Genomic DNA, 16989 nt, shown 5'->3' on the forward strand with positions numbered 1-16989 from the left:
AATGTTTATCCGTCCAGCAGCTCGCTGACCCGCACAAGTGCAAGAAGAGATGCGCCTTTTTCTGCAAGCGCCTCGCGAGCGCCCGCTTCCCGGTCGACGACGGTCACCACACGGTCGACGTGCGCGCCCGCGGCACGAAGAGCCTCAAGACCGTAAACGGCGCTTCCTCCGGATGTGGTCACATCCTCGACCAGCAGCACGTTTTTCCCGTTCACGTCGCCGATGATCGTCCCGGCCTTGCCGTGATCCTTCCCTTCCTTCCGGACGATGGCGTACGGCCGGCCGCTCGCGAGCGAGACGGCGACTGCAATCGGTACGGCGCCGACCGCCACTCCGGCGACCATCTCGAATTCCCGGCCTTCGGCAATGGTTTTTCCGATCTCTGCAAGGATGCTGGGGTTCGTCGTCGCAGCTTTGATGTCGATGTAGTAAGAACTCCGGGCTCCCGATGCGAGGACGAAATCCCCGAACTCGATAGCCCCGCACTCAAGTAACAGTGTCGCGATTGGGTTTACCATGGTACCTCTTTAACTCCGATGTAATAACCGATAATGTTCACTACCCGGTGCAGGAGAGGCGTCATGACGACGATCCAGACCGCGATGGGTAAAGTGATGTTTCCGAACAACCACTGGGGGCTGATTATGAGGATCAGCAGGAAGGAACCGGCGACCAGGTCGTACTGGTCGGCAAGGAACCAGGACTCCCCCCGATCCTTACCCAGCCTCCGCTTCAGGAAACTCTTGGCGAGATCGCCGAGGAGCGCGCCGGTTGCGAGGAGGGTGACGGAGAGAAACGTCTGGTGGGGAAGAGCACCCAGGCCGAACGCGGTAGCTGCCCAGATCTCGATGAGACCTACCAGCACCCCTGAGAGGACGCCCCCGAAGAATCCCCGGTACGTCTTTCCGTCGCCGAAGATCCTTCTCCCGTCGGAGAACGTCCGGCCGAGATCGATGGGCGTCCCGCCGCCGAAGAGTGCGGCCGCTGAGTTCGGCACATATGCCGGAATCATGATCCACAGTGCCGCGAGCCCGGCAAAAATCCAGTAGCCGATGTCAGTACTGATAACTGTCAATATTCAGTACAATCAGTAAATATAAAGATTAAAGTGTCGAAACATGAGATACGAATGAAAAGGTGGGCACGGTGAGAGAATGCTGATAAAAAAGACGAAGAGCCTCTGCCCAACATGTGGTCGCGTGCTCGATGCCGATATCGTTGAGGAGGGGGGAAAGGTCTGGCTGGTCCGTACCTGCCCGGAACACGGCGCGTATCGGGGCCTTTACTGGTCCGATGCAGAGATGTACCGGAGATTCGACGCTTACGAGCGGATCGGAAACGGGATCTCCAATCCGCAGAAGACGGTTTCCCCGGCAGGATGCCCGAACGACTGCGGTGTCTGCGAGAATCACCGGTCGACGACGCTGCTCGCGAATATCGACCTGACGAACCGGTGCAACCTCAACTGCGACTTCTGCTTTGCGAACGCCAGGGCATGCGGTTTCGTCTACGAACCGACCTTCGACCAGGTTGTCGGAATGCTCTCCATGCTGCGCGGGGAGAGACCTGTTCCGGCGCCTGCCGTCCAGTTCTCGGGAGGCGAGCCGACGATGCGAGAAGATCTTCCCGAGATCATCCGGAAGGCAAAAGAACTCGGGATGTCCCAGGTGCAGGTCGCGACGAATGGTATCCGGCTCGCGAAAGAGCCGGACTACGCCCGGCAGCTCAAAGAGGCAGGGCTCTCCACCGTCTACCTGCACTTCGACGGCGTCACCCGCGAGACGAACCCGAAACTCGCAAGCGACCGGCGGGCGATAGAGAACTGCGAGAGGATCGGCATGGGGGTGGTGCTGGTGCCCACGGTCATCAAGGGCAGAAACGACCACGAAGCGGGCGCCATCATCAAGTATGCCGCAGAGCACATCAAGACCATCCGCGGCGTCAATTTCCAGCCCGTATCGTTCACCGGGGCCGCAAGCGAGGATGACGTCAGGAACGAACGGATCACCATCCCCGAACTTGCGGAGCGGATCGAGGAGCAGACGGACGGCGTGATCAAGAAGGACTACTTCTACCCGGTGCCCTGTGTCGTTCCGATCTCCGAACTCGTCGAGGCCTACACCGGTAAACCCCAGATCACGTTCACCACGCACCAGCACTGCGGCGCAGCGACCTACGTCTTCGTCACCGACGAAGGGATGGTTCCGGTCAACAGGATGGTGGACGTCGACGCCTTTTTCGAGTCGGTCGAGAAGATGACGGCGAAACTCGCGAAAGGCGGGTCGCTCAACAAGTACGTGACCCTCGTCGAGGGGGTCAAAGACCTCTACGGCTCCACGAGGAAAGCGGAGCAGAAGAACACCGGGGAGTTCGTGAAACTGATAGGAAAGGCTCTCATCATGCAGAACTTCGAAGCCCTGCGCGAGTTCCACTGGAACGCCCTCTTCATCGGCACGATGCACTTCATGGACCGGTACAACTACGACCTCTCCCGGGTGCAGCGGTGCTGCATCCACTACGCGACTCCCGACGGCCGCCTGATCCCGTTTTGCACCTACAACAGCGGCCCGGTCTACCGCGAGCAGGTCTGGAAAGCCTTCGCGCAGCCCGGGACGGAAGAGTAACCGCCTGCCCTATATGGAAACGGTGAGGAAGTTGACCGATCTCTTCCCTGAATACTCTTTTACGTGCGTTAACCTGGGCAGATAAGGATACGGTTCCACGCGAGGAACGACTTCCCTGAAGTATGATTCCGGATGGGTTCGGCCTCCGGGAGGGGCTCCCGCAGGGCCGATCTTAAGGGAACGGCAGTTCGTATCCCCCATCCCCGTCCCGCAGGACGAGGGCGGCGATGGCGAGGTCCTGGATGGCAAGCCCGGTGGAGTCGAAGATCGTGACGGCGTCCGGGGACGACCGTCCTTTCTTCCCGATGACGACCTCGCCGAGGGTTCCCGCGATCCGGGCGGGGTCGTAGTGCCCGGTGCTGATCGGGACGTTGATCTCGCCCGAGTGGGTCGCCTGGCCGGGGTCGTCGACGAAGACCTCGGCTTTCTCGAGGATCGCGGGATCCAGTTCCTGTTTGCCGGGGGCGTCCGCGCCGATCGCATTGATGTGCATCCCTTCGTGGATCCAGTCCGCCATCACGACCGGTCTTGTCGACGCTGTCGTCGTGGTCAGCACGTCGCAGTCGCAGGCGCGCTCAATCGGGACGCTCCGGGCGTTGTAGTCGGAGTAACGCGCTGCAAAAGCCTCTGCACTCTTCTCCGTCCTGCTCCAGACCCGGATCTCCTCGATCGCGAGCGCGGCAGCCGTCGCCTCTACCTGTGCCTCCGCCTGCCGCCCGGCGCCCACGATCCCGAGAGTGACGGGCTGGCGAGGCGCAAGGTACTTCGCCGCAACAGCGCCTGCCGCCCCGGTGCGCAGCGCTGTGAGTTCGGTGGCGTTGATGATCGCCGTCGGGATCCCGGTTGTTATATCGATGATGACGGTGAGCGCCATGACGGTGGGAAGGCCTCTCGTGCGGTTATGCGGGTGGACGTTGACGATCTTCACCCCGGCAATCCCCTGGGCCGGGAGATATGCGGGCATCGTCCGGAAATCCCCGTTCTCGACGAACGTTACGTAGACCTTCGGCGGCATCTGGACGCCGCCTCTCCCGTGCTCGGCAAACGCCGCTTCAATCGCCGGGTTCACCTCGGCATACGGCGGGCATCCGGCATGAACCGGGTAATACTTCACGGGGCGATCACCCCGCGAAGGCAGGGTTGCCTCGCCGTTCTCCTCGATTTGATGGAGAGGTGCATAGAACTACTCCGGCGGGCGGAGATATCAACTGTTTGGTGCGAGGGAATCCGGTGCGTTTATGCGTGTTCCGGGAGATCCCGCAGCACGGTAAAATAGAGGATGTGTATGGGATCTCCCGTACATAGGCCTCGCGTGCACCGCTGATGCGGTTCGCCGGGAGAGAGAGCGGGGCGTGTTGGAACCCCGGCTCTCACTCGGGGTTCTCCTGCATCCCCCGTATCGAGAGCCGGATCAGGCCGAGATTGGCATCCGACTTCGTAAGGATGCAGAGGGAGAGGTCGCCGTAGGGTGCGATGATGAGTTTCCCTGCAGGTGTCTCGAGGATTATCTGGGAGAGATCGCCCATCTCCATATCGCCGGTGATGCGGGTGCCGGCACGGAGCAGGTCTTCGGCGACCGCGGCCACCTGCTCGAAATCAGCGGAGCCGAGCGATTGAAGGGCAAACCCCTCGTGGAAGACCGAGACTGCGATGACGCCCGGCTGCCGCACGATCTGGTCGAGGCAACTCGTGTCCACCGATCCTATCCGGGAAGAAGGCTTTGCCCCGCCCTCGCTGATCAGGCACCCGGCCTCGCGGGAGGCTTCCCGGGCCGCCTCGGTCTCCTCGGCGGTGTAGGCGATGAGTTCCGAGTCGAGCGACGGCCGGTCAAACAGGTAGCTGTAAGCTTCGTCTCCGCTGAGCAGCAAACCTTTGCTGCTGTTCTCGAACGCGGCTGCATATGGCTTTCCGCTCTGAACCAGGACGAAACCGGTTCCTCCGGGCTCGCTGATGCGCACCGCTCCGGTGAAGTGGGGGCTGATTGAAGCAAGGGACGAGAGAGGCCCTTGCAGTCGTCCGAGTGAGATGCCGTCGGGTAGCATCGTCTCACAGAGCAGCGATAATCCGATCCCTGTTCTTCTTCAGTTCGTAGCGGATTCTCCCGACATTAACGTTCGCGTTCGCCACGATGGCGATCAGCTCGTCTTCCGAGAGCGGGGAGAGCAGGATGGGGCCGTTCTCCAGTTCGATGAGCATCTGGTTCATCTCGCCCTTCCCGAGTTCGTCGCTCATGGCTTCGGACGTACCCATGCCTGTCGATGCCATGGCACCCAGGGCCTCAACGTCCACGTCCCCGGCAACGACGCTCTCGATTACAAAGCCGTCCCGCCCCGCCACGACTGCGGCGGTAACCCCGTCAAGTTTCAGGAATTCTCCCAGGATCTGTTTTAGCATGTTCTATCTCCTCATGTTCTCCGAACGCATTCGATCTTGAGGGGCATCCTCCCGATTGCGTGCGTTGCACACGAGATACAGGGATCATACGCCCTGATGATCATCTCGATGCGGTTTGCTGCCCCATCGGTCAACGCTCCGTTCTCCACCACCCGGCGTGCCATATCCTCCACGCCGCGGTCCATCCCGTAGTTGTTCTGGCAGGTCGCCACGATCAGGTTGCACCGCTCGATGATGCCGTTTTCATCGACGGTATAGTCGTGGATCAGGGTTCCCCGGGGTGCCTCGATGATCCCGACGCCCCGGCGGTTCACGACCGCTCCCACCGGCGTCCGGATGTCTGAAGCGGTGATGCCCGGGTCGGAGAGCAACTGGACGGCCCGCTCGCACGAGGCGATGAACTCGATGTAGCGTGCCAGGTTGTATGCGAGCGTGGCCTGGGTGACGGTGCCGAACCGCTCGCGGTACTCCGCGAGAGCGGCGTCCGCGTGCTCCGTGCCCATCTTCTGCACGATGTTGAGCCGGGCGAGCGGCCCGACCCGGTAATAGTTTCCACCCTTGAACCGGGCGAACTTCAGGTACGACCAGTCCTCCGAGTACTCCTCGATGAAGTTCGTGTAGTCCTGGCCCGAGAACGAACCGAGCTGACCGCCGTCCGGACCGAGCATCATGGCAGGCCCTTCATAGGTCGAGTAGACCCCGTTGTTGGCCATGCCCAGGAATCCGGTCGTTACGGCCCCGAACTCCTTATCGACGCCGTCGAGGAGGCCGCGAGCGAGATCCCATCCTTCACGCGCGATCCCGAGAGCCTCATTCGCCATGGTGGCGAGTTCCGCTCTCTTTCCTTCCGTGAGCGGTGTCGACATCCCGCCGGGCAGCGCGTTTGACGGGTGGATGGGTTTGCCGCCGACCGCTTCCGTCAGGCGCTGACCGAACTTCCTGACCGCGATCGCCTTCTTCGCGAGATCCGGCGAGTGGCGGGCAAGCCCGATGACGTTCCGCGTCTCCGCCGGTGCGTCGTGGCCCAGGATGAAGTCCGGAGCCGCGAGCATGAAGAAGTGAAGGGCGTGGGAGTGGATGAACTGCCCGATGCTCAAGAGTTCGCGGAGTTTCTTCCCGGTCGCGGGCGGTTCGACACCGAAGATCTTGTCGGTCGCCTTCGCTGCGGCCAGGTGGTGCGCCGAGGGGCATATTCCGCAGATGCGGGGTGTTATACGGGGTGCTTCCTCGATTGAAGCCCCGATAAGGAACTTCTCAAACCCCCTCAGTTCCACGACCTGGAAGTGGGCCGAGTCGACCTGCCCCTGATCGTTGAGGTAGATCCTGACGCCTGCATGACCCTCGATCCGGGTCACCGGGCTGATGGTGATCTCTTTCATCTGCTCCTCTCCTTTACCAGATCCCGGATCTTCGAGTTCTCCTTGTCCTCCATGATCAGGCTCCCGATGGTGAAGGCGTACATCGTGTGTGCGACGTCGTAGAGTTCCTTCTCCACCTCTTTCTGCGGCTTATCGGTGAGATCCGAGATCCTTCGCACCATCATGCCGTAGATGTCCCGGCAGGGCTCGCGAAGGATATCGAGCGAGGGGCCGTTGCATCCGTGGCACGGGACGTTGTTTTTGGGGCACGACGCGCCGCATCTCCCGAAGGTGACGCTCCCGAGGCAGAGGTAGCCCTGCCCGAGCAGGCAGTGTTCGCGGTCGGGAACACCCTCGTGCCGACGCTTGAGCGTCCAGTTCTCGACCGCCCCCATCTTCCTGTCGCATTCCGAACAGACGGACTTGCGCGAGAGTTCGAGGGTGTCTCCCGCGATCATTGCCGGGATGATCTGTTTTAAGAACGCTTCTTTCGGCGGGCAGCCCGTGACGTAGTAGTCGATCTTCACGAGGTCACCCACCGCGAACGCCCGGTAGAGGAACGGCGGCACGTCCGTCGGGATAACCCCGTCGGGCTTCGTCGTCTCCGCCTCCCGGTAGACGTAGGAAAAGAGGTCCTCGTTCGAGCTCAGCATCGAGAGACCCGATACGCCCCCGTAGCAGGCGCAGGTCCCGAGTGCGACAAGCGTCTTCGACCGTTTCCGGATCATCTCGAGGCGTTCGCGGTTCTCTTCGTTCCGAACGGCTCCGGTCACGAACGCGATGTCGATGCCCTCGGGAGGTTCCTTGACGTCCATGATCACCGGGGAGTAGACGATGTCCGCTTCCGCGACGACGTCGAGCAGCATCTCATGGAGGTCGAGCACCGCGATCGTGCATCCCGAACATCCTGCCAGTTCTTCGATAGCAATCTTCATCGTCATCGCCTCATTTCAGAACCAGTTTCTTCAGGCAGGCGTTCGGGCCGGTGTGAACGATCTCCAGTTTGGCTTTCCTGCCGGTGATCTCCTCGATCGCGCCGACGACGTAACCGAAGAGCGTCTGGCAGAGCGGGCCGCCCTGGTCGAGACCGTTGCGCCGGAGCGTCTGGCGGACGATGCAGTCGTGGAAGACGAGGTAGATGAACGTCTCGCCGTTCTCCTCGATGATGAACGTCTCCTTGTCTTCGGGCTTCCAGACCTCGAACGAGTACTGGCCCCGCAGCAGGTCGGAGAGTTCGTGAAGCGCTCCTTCCACGTCCTCACGTTTCTGGAAGTACTTGGCGACTTCGTGACCGAACTTCTTCCCGGCACGATAGGTGACCGCGTTCGCCCCACGGCCGGCGATCTCCTCAAGCGACCTGATTACGAGGCCGTTGAGTTTCATCACGCCGTGGAGCGTATGTTCCATGTCTCTGGGCTTGGGTGAACACTCGAGGGGAATATCCTCGGAACGGTAGACCAGATCGGAGTGAAAAGCCTCGTGCATTTCGTCGATGTATCCAGCGCTCATCAGACCACCTTCCGAAGCATTTCACAGACCTTGATGTCGATGTAGTGTCTCCGGGCAGCGTAGATGCCCCGGTGCTCGAGTGCCTGGGCCGGGCAGATCTCGTGGCAGGAAAGGCATCCCATGCAATTGTTCGGCCTGACCGCGACACTCACGTTGTCCTGGAGTTCGTACACGTGCATCGGGCAGTCCTTGACACAGAGACCGCACCCGACGCACGCGTCCTTATCCACATGTATCTCCATTGCGAGCCTCAGAAGGTGATTAACACTTCCTGCTATTAAAAGTATATAGTTTGTTCGCTAACAGGATCCGGCATGCAGAAGAATATTTCGGATTTTATGCAATTTATTTCCATTTGCCGACCATACAGCCCGTTTCAGAGTTCGTAAGTAAAATAACCGTGTAACTGTGCCGGCGGTGGCGGCCGGTCGCGGAGATCGGCCGGTTCAAACACCTCGCTCCCCGAAGCATCGTGCAGCCGGAACCGGCGTTTGCACGGCTCGTTACCCGTTGCTTCCCGTGCGAAAAACCGACGAAAATAGGCGGTAATAAGCGTGATAGGCCCTGCCGGCCGCAAAGATCACGCTTTCGCCCGGAAGAGGGCGCGGGCGAGCCGGTCGACAAAGCCTTCACTGGTACTCTGCGTCTCTTCCTCGGCATACTCGATACCGGCTATGTCGGCGGAGAGGCGCTTGAAGGCACGGGAAGCGCTGGACGTCGGGTACTTCACCACGATCGGCGATCTCCCGGCAGATGCGCGCCGGATGTTCGGGTCCTCCGGGATGATCCCGAGCACCCGGACCCCGAGGAGTTTCTCCATCTGTGCGCTGTTGAAGTCGTTCCCGGTGGCCGCGACCCGGTTGATGATCGCCCCTTCGATGTGCCCGCCGACGGTCTCGGTCAGGATCTTTGTCTTTAAGGAGTCGACGATCGAGGAGATCTCGGGGTTCACGACAAGAATCACCCCGTCGGCAATCGTCAGCGGGATGACGCCGTCCCTGCTGATCCCTGCAGGGGCATCCAGGATCAGGATGTCGAACTCGCTCACGAGGTCGGTCATGATGTCCTTGAGCCGGTCGGGGTTCGACTGCTGGAAGCCCTGCAGAGAGAGACCGCACGGCACGATCTTCACGCCGAACGGCCCGTCGTAGATGGCGTCCCGGACGCGCGCTTTGCCTGCCAGCACCTCGTGCAGGGTCACCGGCAGGTTTTCAAGCCCGAGAATGAGCCCGAGATTCGCCATTCCGACGTCGGCATCCAGAATGCATGTCTTCTTCCCGTATTGGGCAAGCATCGGGCCCAGATTTGCTGTGACCGTCGTTTTGCCGGTACCGCCCTTACCGGACGCAATCGTGTATACTTTTACCATGTAATCACTCGCTGTTTTGATCTTCCCGGTCTTACACCCAGTGCTGCAGGGTCTCCCGGATATCCTGTTCGAGTGCGTTCATCTGTTCGTCGGAGAGGTGCTCCGAAGGGTGGGCGATGCCGACCACCGTCTCCCCGCGGTAGGGGACACCGAGGAGTTCCACTCCTTCTTCGTCGTGCAGTCTTCCCTCCGAGTAGAGGTGACTGTACCGTGCGGCCTCGTCCTCGCTGCCGGGCTTCGTCGAGCCGATCAGAAGACCGTCTGCGGCCGCAAGCGTCAGGGATGCAAGGCTGTACTTTTCGCTGATTGCACCGAGCGTCTCCTCAAGGCTTCCCGTGCTCGCGGGATCGATGGCTTTGAGGGGAGGCGTGGAGACGGGCGCCGCGATATCCGGGCCCGGGGAAGCCTCCGGTGTTACTGATGCCTCTGGAGAAGCCTGCCTTTTGATTGCCCGGGAGATCTCCGCAAGGTAGTATGTAATACCGGCAAAACCGACTACCGTCATTATCGTAAGGAGGATGAGGAAAAACTGGATGGTACCTGTTGAATCCATTCTGTTACCAGCTCCTGAATTAGGTCTCTTTGTCCTTGATGAGGTGGTCGAGGTGAATCTTCTTGAGCATGTCCTTGCAGTTTACTTTGAAACTGCCGACCAGTTGCTCGACATCCATCTCTTCCATGTTCTGGACGAGCGTATCGATCTCGTCACCACCTGATTGAGACGCCTCGGCCGTCTCCTGCACGGGTTTCACTCCCGGCATGGGAATATGATGCATCTCTGCGGCCGGTTCCGGACGACGCCTGGATGAAGATGCCGCACCGGCACCCTTCTGTCCTGTGGATGGCGTTGCTCCTCCCGGAGCCCCTCTCCCCGCCGACGACCGTCCCGGTTTTCCGGGCGTTCCGGTCGCAAACGGGGGATTGAACTCCAGGGCGAGCTGTACCTGCTCGGGCGTCAGAAGGTTCAGTTCTGCCGCCACCTCGTCCTCTTCGCCCTCCAGCACCGCGTCAAGTGCGTGTTGCCCTTTTGTGCCCCCATATTCGGCAAGCATGACGAGACCTTCGTTCAGCACCAGGGTGGCACTCTCGTTGCCAAGGACGATCGTGCAGATTCCGGTAAACTGTGCTGAGCTCATCTCTTCTTTCAGCGCACGGGCTGTCGTGGACTTGATAAGACGATGGAACCGACCGCGTGGCAGTTGCATTCAGACAACTTTAGTTCAGTGGTATGACATAAACCTTGTTATTTATACTCTCCATAGGAGAGCCTGGTACGTAAAAATTCGAATGGTACGGTGACGCCTATCTATGATTGCACCCCGGACCCCCGATCCACTCCCGGAGGATGGCGAGGATCTTCTGCTCCGCAACCCGGATCCCCTCTTCGACCGCAGGGTCGATCTCCCTGCTGAACGCCTGGATCTCGCCCACTTCAATCCCGACGGTCACGATCTCTCCGGCGTACCCGAGCTCACGGGCGATCGTCACCACTTCACCGATCCCGATGTCGTGGAGCGCGTATGCCGGAAGGTCCCAGGACGGCGGGGCCTCAAACGCGAGGACTTCCCCGGTGCGGTCGCCGATACCCGTCATTGCATCGACGACCACCACCCTCTCGTAGCCTTCCATCAGCGGGATCAGGCCGAATCCGCCGGTGCCGCCGTCGATTGCGTCTACTCCGGGGAATCTCCCTTCAAAGAGGCGCATCACCGAGATCCCCGCCCCGTCGTTTCCCATGAAGGGGTTCCCGCACCCGATGATACATACCCGGTTCTTCTGCATGGTACCTACCGGTTATATCCGGCAAGGTACAAAATGGTACTGAAAACCCCCTGACCGTGAACTGCCGTTCCGGGAGCGGGATGTGAGGCGCATGATCCACATCGTACCAAAACCGACCGATACGCCGGACGACAACTCGACCGGCGCTGTTATGCGGGAGCTGGAGAGAGCCGACGCCCGATACGGAGTTCTCAAGCTCGACGCAGTCGACCCCCTCGATTCCGGGCTTGAGAACGAACTCATATGGGTCTGCGGTATCCGGCAGGACGGGCACCAGTTTGAGACCCTGAACGTGCTCTCGCTCCATAACCGGGTTATCAACACACCTGAAAGCATCGTTGCCTGCGCATCCAAGGTGATGACGACGGCTCTCCTCATCGCAAACGGAGTACGGACGCCGGAGACGGCCTATATGCAGTCGGAGGAGCAGGCGCGGGAGTTTCTCCGGCGTCACGGAAAAGTCGTCTACAAACCGCTCTACGGGTATGACGGAAACGGCATCCGGCTCGTGACGGAGCCCGGGGAACTCGGGCCGGGGCCCTGGTACCTGCAGGAGTTCGTGAAGAACGACCGGGACTTCCGCGTCTTCGTCCTCGGCGGGGAGGCCGTCGGTGCGATTGCCCGGGTCTCCGATACCCTGATGCACAACATCCACCAGGGCGGGATCGGGATGCCGGTCGATATTGACGAGGAGATGCGCGCCACTGCCGAGGCGGCGGCGGCGGCGATCGGGATCGACTACTGCGGGGTCGATCTCCTCCGTGACCGCGAAGGCTATACGGTCCTCGAGGTGAACGGGACGCCGAACTGGCACTGCATGGCGGCACCCATCCCGGCGTTGCTCGCCCGGTACCTCATCGAGCGCGAACGCGAGATGCATGCCTGAGGAGAGGAGGGAGCCGAGGGCCTTCGGCCCTGCGTGTGTTCTTACTGGAGATACTCTATCTCTTTTAAGGTCTTCTCTGCAAGTTCCTTCATCCGGGCGGAGATCCGGCCGGATGACGAGAACTCCACATCCTTCATGGCGTTCGCAAGTTCCGTGCCGAGCACGAATATTGCGTACTTATGTTCCATCTTGCTCTTATGCACCTGAGAAGGGTCTATCTTCAATGCGTAATATTGTGAAAATTTCAGTTCCGGGTTCTGCAACTCAAAAAAGTCTTTAATCTCGGTAAGAATCCCATGTAAGGCTATTAACTCTTCCTTGTGCATATTCTCTCCCAGAGATAAAAATGGTGGATGTAAATATATATAAATTTGCACCCGGGATAACCGTCACCCTATCTTTATGAGTCTGATGGAGAGCGGGCGCTTTATTATCCCCTTAAAGTCCCGGGCAGCCACGAACTCGATGTCCCTCCCCCCGAGCTGATCGAGGAGTTTCTGGTCGATGATACGATCGACGACAACCCCCTCGACGTCGCCGTTCAGGTTCTGGAGTGCGCCCTCGACGTCGGTTGCGTTGGATTCCAGGAGAACGGTGTAGTCCGGTGAGAGGAACCGCGCAATCTTTTTGTCCCGGACGTCGGCCATGTGCTCCCCGAGCGTCGAGGGGGCTTTTGAGGCCCATTCCCGGCGCGGAGGCCGCTCGTCTTCGCCCGTCCTTCCTGCACCGGCAGGAGCCCGCACCTCGGCGGGGGCCGGATACGCAGGCAGCCGTTCGATGTTCTCTTCGGCGGGAGGCTGGTCGATGATCCCCACCGCAGGCACTTTGTTCCGGAGCGCTTTGACGATCTCCTTGCGGCTCATCTCCTCGACGCTCTTTCCGCGGGGGCTGTAGGCCACGAAGTCGATCTCGGCGACCTGGAGGAGCTCGCGGAGGATCAGTTCTCCGCCCCGGTCACCGTCGAGCAGGGTCGTCACGGTCTTCTGCGAACAGAGGTCGATGATGATGCGCGGGACGTTGGTTCCTTCGACCGCAACGGCGTTCTTGATACCGTAGCGCAGCAGGTTGATGACGTCGGCCCGTCCCTCGACGATGATGATGGCGTCGGAGTCCATGACGTTCGGCCCCGCGTGCACCTTCTCCTCGCCGAGGTACTCGAGTTTCTCGATCCTGATGGTTTCCCTGACCTCATCGAGCAGGTCGTCGCTGTTGATGGAGCCCTCGTCGAAGTCCTCAAGGAGGAGTTCTTTGGCGCGCTCGACGATCTTGCGCCGCTTGGTCACCCGGATGTCCTCGATACGGTCGACCCTTACGTGCGCCGTGCACGGCCCGACCCGGTCGATCGTCTCGAGCGACGAGGCGAGGAGCGCGGTCTCCGCCCGGTCGAGCGAAGACGAGATGAGTATCTCGCCTTTTGTCTCTCCCCGTTTCGTGGTGATCTGGACATCGATCCGGCCGACGCGGCCGGTTCTCTGTAAATCACGCAGGTCGAGGTCTTCGCCGAGCAACCCCTCGGTCTGGCCGAAGATGGCGCCCACTACGTCGGGCTTGTCGACCACTCCCTCGATCTGCAGGATAAGATGAATGAGATACTTTGTGGTATCCGGTGAATACATGGAGTCTTGCCTCCTTCAGTATGTAAGTCTGATTGCCGTACCCCGCACGGTTTTGATCTGCGCGGATGTACGGATTAATCATATATCTAGGGTGCAATTACTTAAATCAGATGGCGGTCCTGACGCAAGATTTTTTAGAGGGTAAATCTAAAATTAAGTTTCTGGAGGGCAGCGTTTCGACAAACCCCGCTGTATCGTTCTTTCACGGCGAACGTCGCTCTGCCCCGGGTGTTCTGCTTTTCCCGTCCGCACCGGGTCATGTACCGGCGGCATTCAGGCGCACGAGAGCGTGAGATTTCGATACGCCGGCGATTGCCACGGTCTTTGAGGAAGACGTGTGTCCGGTGACGATGCTCACGTCGGCGCGGGGCACGCCGAACGTCTCCGCGAGAAGGTCGGTGATGGCGCGGTTTGCTTTTCCGCCGACGGCGGGGGCCGCTATCTGGCACTTGATACTCTTTCGCCACTCGTTATAACCCGCTGGAAACGAGGAGCGCTTTGCACCCGCCGTGACGTCGAGCGCGATAGTCACCCCGTGCGGGGTTTCGGCGACGGCATCGGCATAGGTGTCCATGAGAATAGTCCTCTCGAAAGGGTGTCGCCCGACACTAACGATCGGTGTTCACAGGCGGCTTGTGCCGATCCTCACCCGATCGAACCCATATGCCGGGCGTGCCTGTCGCGCACCTGGGTTGTCCCGCGGATCATGTCCGGGCGTCTCGCCAGATGATCACCCGGGGACCTATAAGGTGCGCTTTATCGGCCCTGTATTATTTATTCTCCCGGGATAAATATCCTTGCCCGGGATACCACGCTCCATGAGCCTCCCGGAGTTCGCCGTGGGCGTAGGCCCGCGTTCCCCCGACGATCACCTCCTCCGGGAAGACCGCGTCGAGCCCCTCGAACGGCGACCAGCCGCACTTTGCATGGAGGTGCGAGGCGTCGATCCGGGTGATCTCGTCCGGGTAGAGGGCGTAGTCCGCCCGGTTGCCCGGCTCGAATCCCGCGCGCGGGATGCCGAGGATGGCTGCGGGCTTCCACGACGTCTTCTCGATCACCGAGGCAAGGGTGATCCGCCCTCTCTGCACCGCCGCCATCAGGAGCGGCACCATCGTCTCGACCCCCGGGATGCCGGAGGGGGCGGTCTCGAACGGCACGGACTTCTCTGGAATCGTGTGCGGGGCGTGATCGGAGGCGACGACGTCTATCCTGTCCCAGCACGACCACAGACCGCGCCGGGTCTCCTCGTCCCTGAGCGGCGGGTTCACCCGGGCCCGGGTGTCGTCCGGATCAAACATCCTGCGCGAGAGGAAGAGGTGGTGCGGCGTTGCCTCCACCGTACCGCGCGCGGCCTCGATCGAGGCGGCGGTGCTGAGGTGGCAGAAGTGGAGCCGCATCCCCGCCGGGGCGAGGCCGGCGATCTTCTGCACGGCGCGGGCCTCACCGCCGCCGGACCGTGCGAGGTCGTGATCGGCGAGCGTCGCCGGCGCCCGGCCGCTGACCTCCTCGGCGTGGACGGTCACGACCCCTCCGAGGGCGTGGATGCGGGCAAACAATCCTCTGAGCGTCTCCGCATCGAGCCCCTCGCCGTAGCTCGACGGGGCGGCGAAGGTCTCCCCGAACGCCATTGCGCCGGCACCCCACATCCCGGCAAGATCGGCCTCCGGCACGACGCCCGCGTTCACCGCAAACCCGCATACGGTCCGCTCCTCCGCCTCGCGGATGCGGGCCCGGAGGAGTTCGGGCGTGGTCAGGGGCGGGACGGTGTTCGGCTGGTCGACGACGACCGTCACCCCGCCGGCGACCGCGCTCGTCGAGCCCGTCCGCCAGTCTTCCTTCCCGGCCTGCACTCCTCCCCGCATGTGGACGTGCATGTCGACCGCTCCCGGGAGGCAGGTATATCCGGTGCAGTCGACCGTCTCGTCGGCACGCACCGCCGCGCCGACGTGCCGGACGATGCCGTCGGCGACGACGATGTCGGCGCGGCGCCCCGTCGGGAGCGTTGCGTTCCGGAGCACCAGGTCGGCGATCATCGGCAGCACGCCTCCAGGTCTGCCCGGGTTGCGTAGTAGACCGCGACCATATAGGCGGGGCGATACCGGGTCTTCGACTCGCGGAGCCCGGGCACGCCCATGTCGCACTCCCGGTTGACGTAGGGGTAGCGATCCCGGAGCCCGGCCGCCGTCTCGGTCGTGATCACCTTGTAGATGTTGCGATAGGTCTCGGGAAGCGCCTTCTCGAAGTGGACGACTGCCATCGATGCGTTGACCGGACCGACAATCGATATCGCCCCGATGGTGCCGCCGATCCTGACGATCCATCCCTCGAGCCCGATGGCGAAGAAATTGTTCACGGCAAAGAGGATGGCGTCTTTCTCGGCGACGAGGATGGGTTCCGAGTCGCAGTCCCGCCACTCGCACCAGACGACTAGGAACTCCCAGACCTCGCTGATGTTCTCCTCCGTGATCTTCTCGACCGTATACTGGTATTCCCGCCCGAACCGGTTGACCTGGCGGCGGATGGTGGCGTAGCCCTTCCCGGCGAGTTCGGCGAGGCCTTCGGTCCGGTAGATGTAGTCGAAGAAGTCCCGGTTCTCGTGCAGCGGGAGGTCGGGGTAGCGCTCCCGGAGCCAGGCTTCGTTTTCCGGGTCGAGGACCCGCAACGGTATGTCACTGCCCTCCCGGAGCGCAAGATCGATGACGTCGTCGAGGAGATCCGGGTTTCTCGGGCCGATCGGCATGCGAAACGCCGTTACGCCGTCGATGGTGCTCGAGAGGACGATCGAGTCTTCGATCTCTACGAACCGGTAGTCGGCGTAATGGTTCCAGCAGACCATGTTCGCGAACGTGTTGTCGCTGTGCACCTGGGGAAACTGCCGGTAATGCCTGGAGAAGAGGTCGCGATCGTCCAGGCTCACGGGCTTGAAGTCGGTCAGTTTCAGCATGCTTACCTCCTATCCGGGTACCATCGCATGGGTGTGTGCCCTTCCATCCTCCGAAAACCGAGTGCGGTGTAGAACGGCTCGGTCCCGGGTTCGGCGACGAGGGCGACCCAGGCGACTCCTGCAGACGTACAGTAATCGAGCAGCGCAGATAAGATCATCGTTCCGATGCCCCGGCCGCGGTAGCGCGGCAGGACGACCAGATCCTGGACGTAGCCGTCCGAGATCCCGTCCGAGATCACCCTGCCCATGCCGACCGCTTCGCCGGTCGCCCGGTCGACGGCGACGGCGAAGGCGAAACTTCCCGCGATGAGGGCGGCGAGATCGGCAGGGTCCCATCTCTCGTTCCACCAGCCGCCCGCCCGGTAGAGGTCGGCGATCGTCTCGACGTCCCAGACGTTCACCAGACGCACCTCGATGCCCGCCTCCTCCGTCATCGGTTCATGCCTCTCCATAAGGGTGCTCACGGCGTTTATCGTATATGACAGGCGCGGGTCCGGGCGATGCAAA

General features: G+C 61.3%; 21 protein-coding genes. 2 read left to right on the top strand and 19 right to left on the bottom strand.

Annotated features, from left to right (window positions below):
* Window positions 1–5: 5 nt before the first annotated feature.
* Window positions 6–518 (bottom strand): orotate phosphoribosyltransferase, encoded by a 513-nt coding sequence (pyrE, locus tag SZ63_RS09780; RefSeq protein WP_048184807.1) that lies wholly within the window; start codon window positions 516–518, stop codon window positions 6–8.
* A complete protein-coding gene (locus tag SZ63_RS09785) occupies window positions 512–1012 on the bottom strand; it encodes a CDP-2,3-bis-(O-geranylgeranyl)-sn-glycerol synthase (protein WP_048184808.1) in 501 nt (166 codons plus the stop codon). Before SZ63_RS09785 ends, pyrE begins: the two co-directional genes overlap by 7 nt.
* 142 nt (window positions 1013–1154) lie before the next feature.
* Between SZ63_RS09785 and tes the strand changes: the two genes are divergently transcribed.
* Window positions 1155–2624, top strand: coding sequence for a tetraether lipid synthase Tes (gene tes / locus SZ63_RS09790; protein ID WP_048184811.1), 1470 nt, complete (start codon window positions 1155–1157; stop codon window positions 2622–2624).
* 172 nt (window positions 2625–2796) lie between these two features.
* Here tes and SZ63_RS09795 read toward each other — a convergent pair whose 3' ends face one another.
* From SZ63_RS09795 to SZ63_RS09845, 11 genes are all read right to left on the bottom strand, one after another.
* Window positions 2797–3738, bottom strand: coding sequence for an ornithine cyclodeaminase family protein (locus SZ63_RS09795; protein ID WP_048184813.1), 942 nt, complete (start codon window positions 3736–3738; stop codon window positions 2797–2799).
* Window positions 3739–3994: 256 nt separating this feature from the next.
* Window positions 3995–4666, bottom strand: a complete 672-nt coding sequence (locus SZ63_RS09800) for a roadblock/LC7 domain-containing protein (RefSeq protein WP_048184815.1) — start codon at window positions 4664–4666, stop codon at window positions 3995–3997.
* Between the two features lie 4 nt (window positions 4667–4670).
* Window positions 4671–5018 (bottom strand): roadblock/LC7 domain-containing protein, encoded by a 348-nt coding sequence (locus SZ63_RS09805; protein ID WP_011843850.1) that lies wholly within the window; start codon window positions 5016–5018, stop codon window positions 4671–4673.
* Window positions 5019–5029: 11 nt separating this feature from the next.
* Window positions 5030–6397, bottom strand: a complete 1368-nt coding sequence (locus tag SZ63_RS09810; RefSeq protein ID WP_048184817.1) for a Ni/Fe hydrogenase subunit alpha — start codon at window positions 6395–6397, stop codon at window positions 5030–5032.
* Window positions 6394–7311, bottom strand: coding sequence for an NADH-quinone oxidoreductase subunit B family protein (locus SZ63_RS09815; protein WP_048184997.1), 918 nt, complete (start codon window positions 7309–7311; stop codon window positions 6394–6396). Before SZ63_RS09815 ends, SZ63_RS09810 begins: the two co-directional genes overlap by 4 nt.
* Before the next feature lie 10 nt (window positions 7312–7321).
* Window positions 7322–7885, bottom strand: a complete 564-nt coding sequence (locus tag SZ63_RS09820; protein ID WP_048184819.1) for a hypothetical protein — start codon at window positions 7883–7885, stop codon at window positions 7322–7324.
* Window positions 7885–8127 carry a 4Fe-4S dicluster domain-containing protein gene (locus SZ63_RS09825; RefSeq protein WP_048184822.1) on the bottom strand — a complete coding sequence of 81 codons (243 nt, stop codon included), beginning with the start codon at window positions 8125–8127 and terminating at the stop codon, window positions 7885–7887. The genes SZ63_RS09820 and SZ63_RS09825 overlap by 1 nt, the downstream gene beginning before the upstream one ends.
* A 338-nt stretch (window positions 8128–8465) precedes the next feature.
* The gene (gene minD / locus SZ63_RS09830; RefSeq protein WP_048184825.1) at window positions 8466–9254 is read right to left on the bottom strand and encodes a cell division ATPase MinD; all 789 of its coding nucleotides are present in this window, start codon (window positions 9252–9254) and stop codon (window positions 8466–8468) included.
* A gap of 31 nt (window positions 9255–9285) precedes the next feature.
* Complete coding sequence (locus tag SZ63_RS09835) at window positions 9286–9807, bottom strand: hypothetical protein (RefSeq protein ID WP_048184827.1); 522 nt, start codon at window positions 9805–9807, stop codon at window positions 9286–9288.
* 19 nt (window positions 9808–9826) lie between these two features.
* The gene (locus tag SZ63_RS09840; protein ID WP_048184830.1) at window positions 9827–10459 is read right to left on the bottom strand and encodes a hypothetical protein; all 633 of its coding nucleotides are present in this window, start codon (window positions 10457–10459) and stop codon (window positions 9827–9829) included.
* Between the two features lie 97 nt (window positions 10460–10556).
* Window positions 10557–11036: a hydrogenase maturation protease gene (locus SZ63_RS09845; RefSeq protein ID WP_048184832.1), complete on the bottom strand. Its 480-nt coding sequence runs from the start codon at window positions 11034–11036 to the stop codon at window positions 10557–10559.
* Between the two features lie 91 nt (window positions 11037–11127).
* Between SZ63_RS09845 and SZ63_RS09850 the strand changes: the two genes are divergently transcribed.
* A complete protein-coding gene (locus SZ63_RS09850) occupies window positions 11128–11922 on the top strand; it encodes an ATP-grasp domain-containing protein (RefSeq protein WP_048184835.1) in 795 nt (264 codons plus the stop codon).
* A 41-nt stretch (window positions 11923–11963) separates the two neighbouring features.
* Here SZ63_RS09850 and SZ63_RS09855 read toward each other — a convergent pair whose 3' ends face one another.
* The 6 genes from SZ63_RS09855 to SZ63_RS09880 all read right to left on the bottom strand — a co-directional run bounded on the left by SZ63_RS09855 (window position 11964) and on the right by SZ63_RS09880 (window position 16916).
* Entirely contained in the window at window positions 11964–12248 is a 285-nt protein-coding gene (locus SZ63_RS09855; RefSeq protein WP_048112360.1) for a UPF0058 family protein, read from the bottom strand.
* Window positions 12249–12311: 63 nt separating this feature from the next.
* Window positions 12312–13538 carry a DNA primase DnaG gene (gene dnaG / locus SZ63_RS09860; protein ID WP_048184837.1) on the bottom strand — a complete coding sequence of 409 codons (1227 nt, stop codon included), beginning with the start codon at window positions 13536–13538 and terminating at the stop codon, window positions 12312–12314.
* A 256-nt stretch (window positions 13539–13794) separates the two neighbouring features.
* Window positions 13795–14112: a DUF167 domain-containing protein gene (locus tag SZ63_RS09865; protein ID WP_048184839.1), complete on the bottom strand. Its 318-nt coding sequence runs from the start codon at window positions 14110–14112 to the stop codon at window positions 13795–13797.
* A gap of 196 nt (window positions 14113–14308) precedes the next feature.
* A complete protein-coding gene (pyrC, locus tag SZ63_RS09870) occupies window positions 14309–15571 on the bottom strand; it encodes a dihydroorotase (RefSeq protein WP_048184841.1) in 1263 nt (420 codons plus the stop codon).
* Window positions 15568–16482: a DUF2156 domain-containing protein gene (locus SZ63_RS09875; RefSeq protein WP_048184844.1), complete on the bottom strand. Its 915-nt coding sequence runs from the start codon at window positions 16480–16482 to the stop codon at window positions 15568–15570. The genes pyrC and SZ63_RS09875 overlap by 4 nt, the downstream gene beginning before the upstream one ends.
* Before the next feature lie 2 nt (window positions 16483–16484).
* Complete coding sequence (locus SZ63_RS09880) at window positions 16485–16916, bottom strand: GNAT family N-acetyltransferase (protein WP_048184846.1); 432 nt, start codon at window positions 16914–16916, stop codon at window positions 16485–16487.
* Window positions 16917–16989: the final 73 nt, after the last annotated feature.

This window comes from Methanoculleus sediminis (assembly GCF_001017125.1).
Taxonomy (GTDB): domain Archaea; phylum Halobacteriota; class Methanomicrobia; order Methanomicrobiales; family Methanoculleaceae; genus Methanoculleus; species Methanoculleus sediminis.